Origin of the sequence: Maricaulis sp. (genome assembly GCF_048270095.1) — a bacterium.
GTDB lineage: Bacteria > Pseudomonadota > Alphaproteobacteria > Caulobacterales > Maricaulaceae > Maricaulis.
In genome coordinates this window covers 20,358-32,731 of record NZ_JBLWTL010000020.1, presented here as the reverse complement: position 1 = coordinate 32,731, position 12,374 = coordinate 20,358, and the positions used below count along the sequence as shown (strand labels likewise).

Sequence of the window (12,374 nt, the reverse complement as noted above, 5' to 3'; positions counted from 1 at the left end):
GGCTGTGAAACCCCTCGCGTCATGTGCTAGACGCGGTATGTAAAGCAGACCCCGTTTTCCGCAAGCGCAAGCAGAACCCCTTATGAGTCAGACCCCTGATATCTCCGTCGTTGTGCCCGCCTATAATGAGGCTGGCAATGTTGTGCCGCTGGCGCGCGAAATCGCTGCCGCACTCGATGGCCGCAATTTCGAAATCCTGTTCGTCGATGATTGCTCGACCGACGGCACCCGCGCCGAACTGATTGCCGCAAAAGACGAATTGCCGATGCTGCGCGTCATCGGGCATCGCAATAATGCTGGTCAGTCGCGCTCGGTGCGGACCGGTGTGATGCAGGCCCGCGGCGCCATTGTCGCGACGCTGGACGGCGACGGCCAGAACCCGCCGGACGGTCTGCCGATCGTGATCGAAGCCCTGATGCGCGTTGATGCACCGGAAAATCTCGGTCTGGTCGGCGGCGACCGCAGTCAGAACCGGCAGGATTCAGCCTGGAAGAAATTCGCCTCGCGTTTCGGCAATGGTATCCGCAAGCGCATGCTCAATGATAATTGCAATGATACAGGCTGCGGCCTCAAGGCCTTCAAACGACATGTTTATTTGCAGCTTCCCTTTTTCGATCATCAGCACCGCTTCCTGCCGGCGCTGATGAATCGCGAGGGATATTTGTGCGAATTCCGCCCCGTCAGCCACCGTCACCGCACCATTGGCGCGTCGAAATATACGAATTTTGGTCGTCTTTTCGCCTCTTTGACAGACATGATGGGAATGATGTGGTTAAATTCACGAGCGCGGAACCCGCGGGGTTCAGACGAGTTATAGTGAGGATCTGATTATGTCAGGTGGCGGGGATAATGGTGTAATGTTGGGTATGATGGCTGCCAATCGCGCACAGCGAGGCGGCCCTGCCAAGGGGAAGAGTTCAATGTTCAATGTATTTCCACTGATGATCATTCCGGTCATCATCTATGTCGTTATCGCCTTTGTTTTTGGCGGTGCCGACCAGGCTTCGATGGCACTGGCCCTTGACTGGACCGTGTTCCGGATTCCGATGGTCTCAGGCCCCTGGAGCTTGCCTCTGGGCGACTTTCTCGTGATCGTCGGGATGTTTTTCCTGTTCATCGAACAGATCAAGGCGGCCGGTTCCGGCACAGCGACGATCATCAATCACGGTCTGTCCATGGCCGTTTTCGTCGTCGCGATGGCGCTCTTCCTGCTGGTCGGGAAATTCGGCACATCGGCCTTCTTCCTGCTCACCCTGATGACGCTGATGGATACGGTTGGCGGCTTTGTTGTCACGGTCGTCGCAGCCCGTCGCGACCTCGCGGTTGGCGGCGAAGGCTAGAACAGTACGAAGACCAGGCCGGCGCCAAAGGCGGCGTCGCACCAGAAGCCAAGGCGGCGCAGGATTGCGTCGGTCACCATCAGGCGCGTCGCTCCCATTGCGGGGGCGGCGCGCTTTTTTGTGTCGCCTGATGATAGGCGCGGCGATAGCGGGCCTGCTCGCTGTTTTCGGCGCGTATGCCGCGGCGCGGCGTTCCGGCGATGATCTGGACAATAAGCTCAGCCGGGGCGACCTGCGCCCTCACAGACGACTGCGGCTGGGCCGGAGTGGAATGCGGGGTCGGGACAGGAGCATGGGCGCGGTCTTGCCGCGGCTGGCGATCATTCGACCCGCATGCCGAACCCGCTGGCTCAATACGCCGGCTGGTCAGGGTCGGGACAGGATATGGGCTGCGGATCGTGATCATATCAATACCCTCGCAAGGGGGATGCCAGACTTTAACGCCTCATTAACCATGATTCTGGTCGCAAAAGCGAACCGGACGGCGGTTTCCCGTCCGGATTGGGGTCATCTGGCCCGTGCGCTGATCTGAAATGATACGAAAGTCTTAACGCGACCCGGCGGCGGCCGGACTGTTTCCGGCGGGTGTGGCGTCAGGTGGAAGGCGCGCTTGCCTAGTCCTTGGCCTTGAGAATCTGGTCGAGCTTGGCGCGCATATCGTCGAGCTCGTCGCGCATCCGTGCGATATCGTCCTCGTCGTCCCGGGCCGCCGCCGGGGCATCAGCCTCATGCGCTTCCGGCCCCGTGGTCGGGACAAAGGGCGTGAACATGCGCATGGTCTTGCCGAAGGCTTCCATATTGCGCCGGGTCTGTTCCTCTATCAGCGCCATGGTGGCTTGCGGCGACATCATCGCCTCGCCGACCTTGGTGCGGTATTCTTCCTGTTGCTGCGTGAAATTATTCATCGACATCTGCAGATAGCCCGGCACGACGCTCTGCAGGCTGTCGCCATAAAACCCGATCAGCTGTCGCAGAAAGTCGACAGGCAGAAGATTGGCGCCGCGCGATTCTTCTTCGAAGATGATCTGGGCCAGCACGCCATGCGTCAGGTCTTCGCCGCTCTTCGCGTCGATCACCTGGAAATGGACGCCCTTCTTCACGAGGTCCCGCAAATGGTCGAGGGTCACGTATTGGCTGGTCGAGGTGTCATACAAGCGCCGGTTGGCGTATTTCTTGATGATGATTTCCGACTTGCTGCCTTTGGTTTTACTCACAGCGTTTCCCCTATTCGTGTAGAATGCGCGCTCCGTTCTCGATATTCGCTCGACACGGACGCGCACCTATTTCATTAGGGTTTACGCTCAGCAAGTGGTCTGCTGCAAGCGCGAAGACTTAATGCTCAACTCAAGAACAAGAATTTGGGGATTGAATATGACACGCACAGCGCTGGTTACAGGCGGAACCCGGGGTATCGGGGCGGCCATTTGTCTTGAGCTCAAGGCGGCAGGATATACGGTTGTTGCGAACTATGCCGGCAATGAAGAGGCAGCAAAATCCTTCACTGCGGAAACCGGAATCGGCGCCGTGAAATGGGATGTCGGCGACTACCAGTCCTGTGTTGACGGTATCGCTGCGGCCGAGGCCAAGGCCGGCGCCCCCTTTGACATTCTGGTCAATAATGCCGGCATCACGCGCGATGGCATGTTCCACAAGATGACGCCGGACGACTGGAATGACGTCATCCGGATCGATCTGAACTCGATGTTCAACATGACGCGACCAGTCATCGATGGCATGCGCGAGCGTGGTTTCGGACGCATTATCAATATTTCCTCGATCAACGGCCAGAAGGGCCAGATGGGCCAGGTCAATTACTCGGCCGCAAAGGCTGGCGTGATCGGGTTCACCAAGGCCCTTGCGCAGGAAACCGCTCGCAAGGGTATCACGGTCAATTGCATCGCCCCGGGCTATATCAATACCGAAATGGTCGCCGCGGTGCCGGCCAATGTCCTGCAATCGATCATCGCCGGTATTCCGGTCAACCGGCTCGGTGAAGCCGCGGAAATCGGTGGCCTGGTGACCTATCTGGCTTCCGACGCCGCCGGATTCATGACTGGATCGGTGCTGACGATTAACGGCGGGCAGTACATGGCATGACCATTGGCCGGGCGTCTGCCCAAAAATTGCCGTCTTGCCAGTGTCAATGCTGTCCTCGATGATCCGTTTTCTGATTGTAATCCTGACCGCGGCCTTGTGCGCGGGTGCCGCCATCGGGTTTCAAAACCCGTTGCGCGACCGCCTGCTTCGCAATGAGCGGGCCCAGGAAGTCGTGGGCTGGTATCAGCGCGCTGATACCGGCGAGTTCTTTCTGTTCGACCGGTCGAACACGGTTGCCCTGCTGAGCGAACGCGACGATCCGACGGGCGAGGTTCTGGTCCTGTTCGCCAATCGTGCGCCGGGCGGGGGAACGGCCTATGTGACCGATACCGGCCGCGAAGTTGTTCGTCTGACGGGGCTGGGTGGCGCGACCTATTTTCCGACCGATGCCCCCAATGGCGTGATCGCCGATTTCGCCAGCGAGGCTGGCGGGCTCGCCCCGGCGCCGCGCTCGACCGAAGAAGTGCGGTTGCGGGCGGAGGATCTGGCCAATGAGCTGACGGCCGAGCTGGACCGCAGTATTTCGGTTGGCTACGCCCCCGCACCGCGCGCCGGGCTGGGCGTCCAGCACGACAGCCTGCATATGGTGGCCCTGGCCTTTCGCTCGGTGCGCAATGAGCGCCGGCGTCTGCGCGGTATCGACCGGGTCGAAATCTCGATCGGTGAACAGCCCGCAGCCTATCGGCGCGGCGAAAGTCTTGTCGTCGTGATCGCTCCGGAATACGGCTTCGCTGGCCGTTCTTCTTCGGCTTTCATTGCCCGCGCCTTGCTGGCAGAAGACTGGCCGACCTGATCAGGACCGCGACTTGCCGGGTTGCCAGCCTGGTTCCGCCATTTCAAACCCCGAGAACTCGAAGCCTGGCGTGACTGTGCAACCGGCTAGGGTCCATGGGCCCAGTGAGTGCGCGCTCTGCCAGACATGCGGGCTCACCAGCGCCTGTGGCCGCTGACCCGTTTCAATTTCCGGCCCGAGTGTGACACCGGTCTGCTGCCGGCCATCCGCGCTGAGATCCAGCTGCAGCGCCGCTCCGGCATGCCAGTGCCAGATTTCGGTCGCATCGACGCGGTGCCAGTGTGAGCGATCACCGGCTTCCAGCAGATAGTAGATCGCCGTCCCGCGCGAGCGCCCGTCGGGGCCTTCTGCATCGCGCCAGGTTTCCACATACCAGCCACCCTCCGGATGCGGTTGCATGCCGAGGGCCTGGATGATGGCGCCGGCCGTGGCCATCAGAATGCATCCTTGCGGCGGCGGATTTCGGCAAATACCTCGGCATCGCTGGCATCGGCCCGGCCAAGCCGGCTGCGGATGGCGCGGTCAGCGGGCCGCAGGAAGGGATTGGCGGCCTTCTCGGCTGCGATCGTCGTCGGGATGGTCGCTTCGCCGCGCGCGCGCCGGGCATCGACATTGGCGGCATAGGCCCGCAGTGCGGGATTATCCGGATCGACGCTCAGCGCGAAGCGGGCATTGGCCTGGGTGTATTCATGGGCGCAATAGATGACCGTGTCGTCCGGCAGCGCCGACAGTCGCGACAGGCTTGTCCACATTTGCTCCGGCGTGCCCTCGAACAGACGACCGCAACCCAGCGCGAACAGGGTGTCGCCGACGAAGGCGACTCCTTCGTCCGGAAGGCTGTAGACAATATGCCCGCTGGTATGGCCGGGCGTGAAGATCACTTTCGCGTCGATCTTCCCGAGCCAGACGCTGTCCCCATCATGGACCGGCTGGTCGATGCCGGGGATGCGATCGGCTTCATAGCCGGGTGCCACGATGCGCGCGCCGGTCGCCGCCCTGATCGCGGCATTGCCGCCAGCATGATCGAAATGATGATGCGTGTTCCAGATCTGCGTAATTGTCCAGCCAGCCGCTTTCGCCTCGGCCAGGATTCGTTCCGGATCCGGCGTGTCGATCGTGGCGGTTTCACCGCTTGCCGCATCGTGGATGAGAAAGCCGTAATTGTCGGACAGGCAGGGAAATTGCCGGATGCTCAGTTCGCTCATTGTCGATTTCGCCGCTATGGTTAGTGTTGCGCTGGAAACCCCATGATCGGGGTAAAACCGTGGAGTGTGAAGGGTGCGTCGCGAAGCTCTTGAACTGGACCGTTTCTATCGCAGCCGCCAGGGCCTGGTGGCGCGCGAGATGATCGGCCGCCGTCTGGCTGCAATCTGGCCGGACGCCAAGGATCTCGATCTGCTCGGTCTCGGTTTCGCTACGCCCTATCTGGAACCTTATCGCGAAACCGCCCGGCGCAGTGTCTGCTTCATGCCAGCGTCCCAGGGCGCTGTAATTTCCGGCACGGCCTGTTCCGGTATTGCGATGGGTGACGAGACGCATCTCCCCTTTTCCGAGGCCGTGTTCGACCGCGTACTACTGGTTCACGCGTTGGAAGAGGCCGATTCGCTACAGGCGACGTTGCGGGAAATCTGGCGAGTGCTGGCGCCGGAAGGCCGCGTGGTGATTGTCACCGCTGCGAGATCTGGCATCTGGGCCTGGCTGGACTCAACGCCCTTCGGTCATGGTCGGCCTTTCTCCCGGGCCCAACTGTCACAATTGCTCAATGATGCACTCTTCGAGCCGACCGCCTGGTCGCGTGCCCTCTATGCGCCGCCCTGGAAGTGGAGCACCCATACGCGTATCGCGCGGATGTGGGAGGAGACGGGTGAAAGGGCCTGGCCGGCGCTCGGTGGTGTGGTGCTGGTCGAAGCCGTGAAGCGCACCATGGCACTGCGTCCACGCCCGGCAACTGCGCGCGTCCGCGCCAAACCCCTTGAAGCGCAAACCCGCCCCGCGTTATCCCGTCACGACAATCCTTCCGACCTTTCGGACAGCTGAGGAAATCCCATGGCCATCGAACCGCGCGCCGGCATTCTCGACATTCAGCCCTATAAGCCGGGCGCTGCTGATGCGCCGGGGGTGGCCAATCCAGCCAAGCTCTCCTCGAACGAGAATGCGCTCGGCTGTTCGCTCAAGGCCGTGAAGGCCTTCGAGACTGCCGCCTCACGCCTGCATCGCTATCCCGATGGTGGCGCGAGCCGTCTGCGCGATGCCATTGCCCGGGAAGAGGGGATTGATGCCGACCATATCGTCTGCGGCACGGGCTCCGATGAAATCCTGCAATTGCTCGGTCGCGCCTATCTCAATCCGGGCGACAAGGTCGTCCAGTCGCAATACGGCTTCCTGGTCTACCGCCTGGTCGCGATGCAGAGCTGTGCCCGCCTCGTCTCGGCTCCCGAGCGTGGCTATACGACCGACGTCGATGCCGTCATCGCCGCGGCCGGGGACGACACCCGGATCGTCTTCATCGCCAACCCCAATAACCCGACCGGCACCTATATCCCCGACGCCGAGATCCGCCGTCTGCGGGACGCGTTGCCGCCGACCACCCTGCTGGTGATCGACGCCGCCTACACCGAATTCGTCGACGCCGAGGATTATGATTCCGGCATGGCGCTGGCGCGCGAGCGTGATGATGTCATCGTGACGCGAACCTTCTCCAAGATCCATGGTCTGGCCGGTCTGCGCCTGGGCTGGGGTTATGGCTCCAAGGCCATTATCGACGTGCTCAACCGGGTGCGTGGGCCGTTCAATGTCAATCTGCCGGCGATCGAAGCCGGGGCCGCGGCGATTGCCGATCGCGATTTCATGCAGCGTTCGGCGCAGCACAATGCGAGCTGGGTTGATTTCCTGCGCCAGCAGATTGGCGGGCTCGGTCTGGAGGTGACGCCGAGCGTGTGTAATTTCGTGTTGGTGCATTTCCCGCAAACGGCCGGAAAAACGGCCGCGGATGCCGATGCCTTCCTGACCCGGAACGGGCTGATCGTCCGCGGAGTCGCGCCTTATGGCTTGCCCGATGCGTTGCGCATCACGGTCGGCAAGGAAGCGGAAAACCGGCGGCTGGTGGATGCGCTGACCGAGTTCATGGGGCATTGATCGCGACCGGCGGCCAGGCCGCCCGTCGTCAATTCTCCAGATCGCCGAGCCTGACAGGCCCGAGATAAACGCCGCCGTCGCGAATGCGGAAGGGCAGGGCGACGCCATCGGGGCCGCGCGGGGCCATCATCGCCGCCAGGCGCAGCGCCTGTTCGTTCTCGGCCGGAACCAGTCGGGCCTGAACCAGGGCGTCGGCGAGCGCGTCCGGGTCTGTGATGTGCAATGACAGACGGCCATCGGGCTCGGCGCTGGCGTCCAGGGTGAATTCGCCGACACCTGACAATTGCGCCGGACCCCATTCCAGAGCCGATTCGGCGATCAGTAATTGCCCACCGGCGCGGCTCCATGCGGCCGCATCAGCATCAATGGCGAGCGTCGCCCATCGGGTCACAGTCAGGTCCATCCGTGCCAGCTCGGCCGAACTGCCGAATGCGCGCTCGATTTCGGGCGAGATGACGGCGGCGCTGGCAGAGAGACCGGTGGCCTCAAGCCGGAGGCGCAATGTGTCATCCTCGGCGACGGCACCGGAAAACAACAGGCTTTCGATGGCTTCAAGGCCGGGGGCCTGGCCCGAGCGGGTTGCAATCCGCACATCGCTGAATTCGCCCCCGATCCGGATCGTCTCGCCGCGATCATTGCTGGCCAGGCTGACCAGCGCCAGTGACGCGTCAAGTTCCAGCAATGTCGGTGTTTCGGCATCGTATTCCAGCCAGAGCGGTCCATCGAACTCGATGATCCAGTGGCGGAAGTCGTAGAAGAGGGCATGTGCCTTGAGCATTTCCAGTCGCGCATTCCAGCCGCCATCGCTTTGCGGCGCCTGCATTCGCGGTGCCGTCAGTTCGACCTGGAAACGATAGGGGAAGCCGGTCACGCGGACCCGCTCCTGCTCGATGAGATAGCCGGCGCTTTCCTGGCGCGCGATCCAGACGCCGACTTCGCGCTCTATCGTGCTCTTGGCGTGCAGCCAGTAGGCCGTATAGAGGACCAGAACAACGAGAATACCGAGAACCGGAAACAAAAAACGCTTTGGAATACTCACGCAAGGCTCTCCCGGTCGGCAGTCTCGGCTGGCTGTTCGTCGAGCAGGGCATCGGCAGCCAGATTGATACGCTCATGCAGGGTTTGCATGAATTGGGCCTTGGGCAGGCCGGGGGCGATCGGTTCGAGGAATTCGACCACGATCAGGCCCGGTTTCTTCAGCCCGCAATAGGGCTGGAGATGGACGCCGGAATTAAGCGCCACAGGGACGCAGGGCAGGTTCATCGACTGATAGAGGCCGGCAATGCCGGGCTTGAAATCCGGGTGCTCGCCGGGCTCGACCCGCGTGCCTTCGGGGAAGATCAGCACCTGGCGGCCCTCGCTGCCGCGGGTCGCGGCATCGCGCAGCATTTTGCGCAGGGCTTTTGAGCCGGCCGTGCGCTCGACACTGATATTGCCCAGCTTGACGGCAAACCAGCCGAAGAAGGGCATATAGACGAGCGATTTCTTCAGAATGATCGCCGGATCATCGAGAATGCCCCAGAAGGCCAGCGTCTCCCACATGCTCTGATGCTTCGAGGCAATCAGCGCGCCGCCCTCGGGCAGGTGTTCGCGGCCGCGAACCTCGAAACGGACACCGCAGATCCAGCGCAGACCGAACCAGATGATGGCGAGGTAGAGCCTCAGATAATTACGCGCCCAGCGCCGCGGGCCGAGCAGAAGCGGTGTGCCCGCCAACCCCATGATCGCCATCAGCCCATACATATAGACCTGGAAAATGATTGATCGGATAGCGGTCATGACGGGGTGTCCTGTGCCGGCAGCAAGACGCGGCCAAGCCGGACCGTCGCGTATTTGGCGTATTCCTGGAGCCAGAGCCGGGCCGAGCGGGGATTGCGCCAGGGCGGGGTTGTGCGGACCGGATAGGCGATGAATTCAACGTCAGGCATGGCCATGTCCATCTCGATCAAACTGCGGGGCAGATGATAGTCTGAGGTCACGATGATCAAGCGGCGATAGCCGTTGCTGCGCACCCATTGTGCAGTTTCGCGGGCATTGCCAACCGTGTCGCCGGCCTGGCGCCCGAGCTCGACGCAGCAGGTGAATTGTTCGTTTGAGAGTGTGGTGTGGGCCCGCAATTGTTCGGTCGTCACCGAGGCGTGAACGCCTGAAATCAGCAAGTGCCGCGATCGCCCGTCTTGCAGCAATTGCGCACCGGCCGTCAGCCGACCCTGATCCCCGGTCAGGACAACAATGCCATCGGCGCTGAGATCGTCATCGGGCAGGGCATAGCTGGAAACGAGTCCGGCATAGGCTGCGAAGCCGATCAGGCCTGCGGCCAGGATCACAAAGGCCAAGGCCCGCAAGATACCAATGCCCTGTTTCATGCGTCTACCCGCTCTGGCGTGAGGGCATGAGGTGACAAGCCCGCCCCGTCGTAAATATCGACAGACCATTTATTGCTGCGATTGAGGCCGATTTTGGCCATTACCACCGCCCCCGCAAGTCCGAGGCAACAGCGAGACGGGCTGAAATAGCGGCTGTTGTTCCGGCCAGCACCGGTGCGAGCAGCAGCAGGGCGAGCTCAAACGGGTCCATCGCCCAGTGCGGCAGGAAGAATGCCATGTCGGCGGGACCCTGGCCGAAACTCGCCAGGACCGCGACCAGTCCGGCGCAGGCCGCCCCGGCGATGCCGGCCTTCAGTCCGAGCATGAAGAAGCGACGCTCAAACAGACCAGCCACGAACCGGTCTTCGGCGCCACAAATATGCAGGGCATCGATCACATTGATCCGGGCGGCCAGACTCGCTCGGGCGGCAAAGGCGACCACCGCTGCTGCTGCGCCGGCCAACAGGAACATCATGGCGAGGCCGAGCGTCTGTGCCGTTCGCGCGGCACGCCGGACCGCGCCGGCCCAGCGGCTGTTATCGTCCACTGTTGCGGTCAGGCCGGCCGCGTCCAGGGCCGCCTGAAGGGCGCCTCCCGGCGGCGGCAATTGCGGGTCCAGCTGGACCTCGACCATAAGCGGCAGGGGCAGGTCGTCGGGCAGGTTGCCCGCGCCCAGCCAGGGCGCCAGCAGCGCCTCGGCATGAGCCCGATCATGCGCTGTCGCGCCGAGAATCCCGGGCACGGTCAGGGCGATGCGGGCCGCCTCTTCAGCGTCGAGCTGGGCGTCGCGCAGCTCGATCGGCCGGATCTGGATGGTGATGCTGCTCTCCAGGTCCGAGGTCCAGTTTTGTGCCTGCAGCCAGGCGCCGCGTGCGCCCAGGGCCGCAATACAGGCGAGGAAGACCAGGATGGCCGCGACCACGAAGAGCGGTCGGTCTCGCCCGGAATCGGGTGGCAGCAAGGCGCCGGCGCCGCCGGCCGGCGGTGGTGGAACCCGGTTACTCATCGGGCGCCTCCGTGGCCGTGGTATCGGTTGCGGCCTCTTCCTGCTCGGCATTGGCCTGTGCCTGGCGCTGGCTGCGTGGCGCGCGGATATGCAGATGTCCGTTCGACAATGACATCACTGGCGCGTCGAGCATGCGCACCAGGGAGAGGTCATGCGTCGCGATGATGATGGTGGTGCCCAGCTTGTTCAGCTCGGCGAACAGCCGCAACAGCCGCATGCCCATTTCAGGGTCGACATTGCCGGTTGGTTCGTCCGCGATGAGGATTTCCGGCTGTCCGACGACCGCACGGGCGATGGCGACGCGCTGTTGTTCTCCGCCGGACAATGTGGCCGGCACGACATCCATTTTCTCGCCCAGGCCGACCCAGGCGAGTAGTTCGGCGACGTCTTCAGCATAGTCCTGCCGCCGCCGCCCGGCGATGCGCAAGGGCAGGGCGACATTGTCGAACACACTGAGATGATTGAGTAAACGGAATTCCTGAAAAACCACGCCAATGCGCCGGCGCAGGAGCGGCATCTCCTTGCGGGTCAGCTCCGCGGCGTCGCGTCCGAAATAGGAAATCTGCCCGCTCGACGGCTTGGCGGCGAGATAGATCAGCCGCAAGAGCGATGTCTTGCCGGCACCGGACGGTCCGGTGAGGAATTGGAAAGAACCACGTGGTAAATCAAATGAGAGATCACGCAGCACTTCGGGACCGTGCCCGTACCGCATTCCGACATTGTCGAAGCGGATCACCGGTTCTGCGGCGCTGTTTGGCGATTGTGCAAGGCTCGGGTCGATGGAATTTCTCCATGGGCGCGGATGAACCGGATAAGGCGTAAGCGACTCAGATGAGCATAGTACTCAGCTGCCCTTCATGTTCTACGCGGTATCGCGCCGATCCGCATGCGATTGGCCTGAATGGCCGCCGCGTGCGCTGCGCGTCCTGCGCCCATGTCTGGACCGCCGAAGCCGAGGATCCCTCGGATCTGCCGACACTGCAACCGGCACCCCCAGAAGCCGATTCCGCAGCCGAGAGCAAACCGCATACCGCTTTCCGTGAGCGCCAGGCCAAGAAACGCCGGACCATGTCGGCCGCCGTTGCAGGCGGTGCCTGGGGCGGGCTGGCCATTGCCTGTGCCTTGCTGCTCACCGCGTCCTGGATCTTCCGGGTTGATATTGTCACCCTGTGGCCACGGGCCAGCTCGGCCTATGCCGCGATGGGGGCCGAAGTGAATCCCTACGGCTTCACGGTTGGCGAGTTGACCGTCACCCGCGACAATGCCCATGGCGTGCCGCTGCTGGTCATCGAGGGCACGATCAGCAATCTCGACCGCCGCTCGCGGGCCCTGCCTGCCCTGCGTGCCATCCTGCGCGACGAAAACAGCGAGTCCCTGCTGGAATGGAGTGTCGGCCTGCAAGGTGCTGCGGTTCCAGCCGGTCAGGTTCGCGATTTCCGCACTGTCGTCAGCGATCCACCACCGGCCTCGGCTGAGGTCGAGGTTGTGTTGGTCGCGGATGCGACACCGGTCCACAGTGTGACCCCGGAGCCCGCACACACAGCTGAGCACGCACCGGAACAGGCCGTCGCCACTGACAGCCACACCGCTCCTGCCGCCGATCACGCGCCGCAACCCGACGCCGGACACCACTGATT

At 62.7% G+C, this 12,374-nt stretch carries 15 protein-coding genes; 7 read left to right on the top strand and 8 right to left on the bottom strand.

Translation table 11 applies throughout. The annotated features are described in order from the left end of the window. Nucleotides 1–82 precede the first annotated feature (82 nt). The gene (locus ACN0YJ_RS11285) at nucleotides 83–817 is read left to right on the top strand and encodes a glycosyltransferase family 2 protein (RefSeq protein ID WP_417496251.1); all 735 of its coding nucleotides are present in this window, start codon (nucleotides 83–85) and stop codon (nucleotides 815–817) included. Nucleotides 818–920: 103 nt separating this feature from the next. Continuing rightward, nucleotides 921–1,340, top strand: coding sequence for a hypothetical protein (locus ACN0YJ_RS11280; RefSeq protein ID WP_417476927.1), 420 nt, complete (start codon nucleotides 921–923; stop codon nucleotides 1,338–1,340). Nucleotides 1,341–1,954: 614 nt separating this feature from the next. Here the strand turns inward: ACN0YJ_RS11280 and phaR are convergent. Continuing rightward, a complete protein-coding gene (phaR, locus tag ACN0YJ_RS11275) occupies nucleotides 1,955–2,554 on the bottom strand; it encodes a polyhydroxyalkanoate synthesis repressor PhaR (RefSeq protein ID WP_417476928.1) in 600 nt (199 codons plus the stop codon). Between the two features lie 157 nt (nucleotides 2,555–2,711). Between phaR and phbB the strand changes: the two genes are divergently transcribed. Both phbB and ACN0YJ_RS11265 read left to right on the top strand, forming a co-directional pair. Continuing rightward, nucleotides 2,712–3,437, top strand: coding sequence for an acetoacetyl-CoA reductase (gene phbB, locus ACN0YJ_RS11270; RefSeq protein ID WP_417476929.1), 726 nt, complete (start codon nucleotides 2,712–2,714; stop codon nucleotides 3,435–3,437). A 58-nt stretch (nucleotides 3,438–3,495) separates the two neighbouring features. After that, entirely contained in the window at nucleotides 3,496–4,230 is a 735-nt protein-coding gene (locus tag ACN0YJ_RS11265; protein WP_417496250.1) for a DUF4908 domain-containing protein, read from the top strand. Here the strand turns inward: ACN0YJ_RS11265 and ACN0YJ_RS11260 are convergent, their stop codons facing one another. Together ACN0YJ_RS11260 and gloB are read right to left on the bottom strand one after the other, a co-directional pair. Further along, entirely contained in the window at nucleotides 4,231–4,665 is a 435-nt protein-coding gene (locus ACN0YJ_RS11260; RefSeq protein WP_417476931.1) for a cupin domain-containing protein, read from the bottom strand. After that, nucleotides 4,665–5,435 carry a hydroxyacylglutathione hydrolase gene (gloB, locus tag ACN0YJ_RS11255; protein ID WP_417496249.1) on the bottom strand — a complete coding sequence of 257 codons (771 nt, stop codon included), beginning with the start codon at nucleotides 5,433–5,435 and terminating at the stop codon, nucleotides 4,665–4,667. The genes ACN0YJ_RS11260 and gloB overlap by 1 nt, the downstream gene beginning before the upstream one ends. A gap of 73 nt (nucleotides 5,436–5,508) precedes the next feature. Between gloB and ACN0YJ_RS11250 the strand changes: the two genes are divergently transcribed. Next, a complete protein-coding gene (locus ACN0YJ_RS11250) occupies nucleotides 5,509–6,267 on the top strand; it encodes a class I SAM-dependent methyltransferase (protein ID WP_417476933.1) in 759 nt (252 codons plus the stop codon). Between the two features lie 9 nt (nucleotides 6,268–6,276). Further along, complete coding sequence (gene hisC / locus ACN0YJ_RS11245; protein WP_417476934.1) at nucleotides 6,277–7,365, top strand: histidinol-phosphate transaminase; 1,089 nt, start codon at nucleotides 6,277–6,279, stop codon at nucleotides 7,363–7,365. Between the two features lie 28 nt (nucleotides 7,366–7,393). Here hisC and ACN0YJ_RS11240 read toward each other — a convergent pair whose 3' ends face one another. The 5 genes from ACN0YJ_RS11240 to ftsE all read right to left on the bottom strand — a co-directional run bounded on the left by ACN0YJ_RS11240 (nucleotide 7,394) and on the right by ftsE (nucleotide 11,473). Further along, nucleotides 7,394–8,404 carry a DUF2125 domain-containing protein gene (locus tag ACN0YJ_RS11240; protein WP_417476935.1) on the bottom strand — a complete coding sequence of 337 codons (1,011 nt, stop codon included), beginning with the start codon at nucleotides 8,402–8,404 and terminating at the stop codon, nucleotides 7,394–7,396. Beyond that, nucleotides 8,401–9,144: a lysophospholipid acyltransferase family protein gene (locus ACN0YJ_RS11235; RefSeq protein WP_417476936.1), complete on the bottom strand. Its 744-nt coding sequence runs from the start codon at nucleotides 9,142–9,144 to the stop codon at nucleotides 8,401–8,403. Before ACN0YJ_RS11235 ends, ACN0YJ_RS11240 begins: the two co-directional genes overlap by 4 nt. After that, on the bottom strand, nucleotides 9,141–9,731 hold the full coding sequence (locus tag ACN0YJ_RS11230) for a YdcF family protein (protein WP_417476937.1): 591 nt from the start codon (nucleotides 9,729–9,731) through the stop codon (nucleotides 9,141–9,143). Before ACN0YJ_RS11230 ends, ACN0YJ_RS11235 begins: the two co-directional genes overlap by 4 nt. A gap of 100 nt (nucleotides 9,732–9,831) precedes the next feature. Continuing rightward, entirely contained in the window at nucleotides 9,832–10,737 is a 906-nt protein-coding gene (locus ACN0YJ_RS11225) for a cell division protein FtsX (RefSeq protein WP_417496248.1), read from the bottom strand. After that, nucleotides 10,730–11,473, bottom strand: a complete 744-nt coding sequence (gene ftsE / locus ACN0YJ_RS11220) for a cell division ATP-binding protein FtsE (RefSeq protein WP_417489698.1) — start codon at nucleotides 11,471–11,473, stop codon at nucleotides 10,730–10,732. Before ftsE ends, ACN0YJ_RS11225 begins: the two co-directional genes overlap by 8 nt. Before the next feature lie 95 nt (nucleotides 11,474–11,568). Between ftsE and ACN0YJ_RS11215 the strand changes: the two genes are divergently transcribed. Continuing rightward, entirely contained in the window at nucleotides 11,569–12,372 is an 804-nt protein-coding gene (locus tag ACN0YJ_RS11215) for an MJ0042-type zinc finger domain-containing protein (RefSeq protein ID WP_417496247.1), read from the top strand. Nucleotides 12,373–12,374 lie beyond the last annotated feature (2 nt).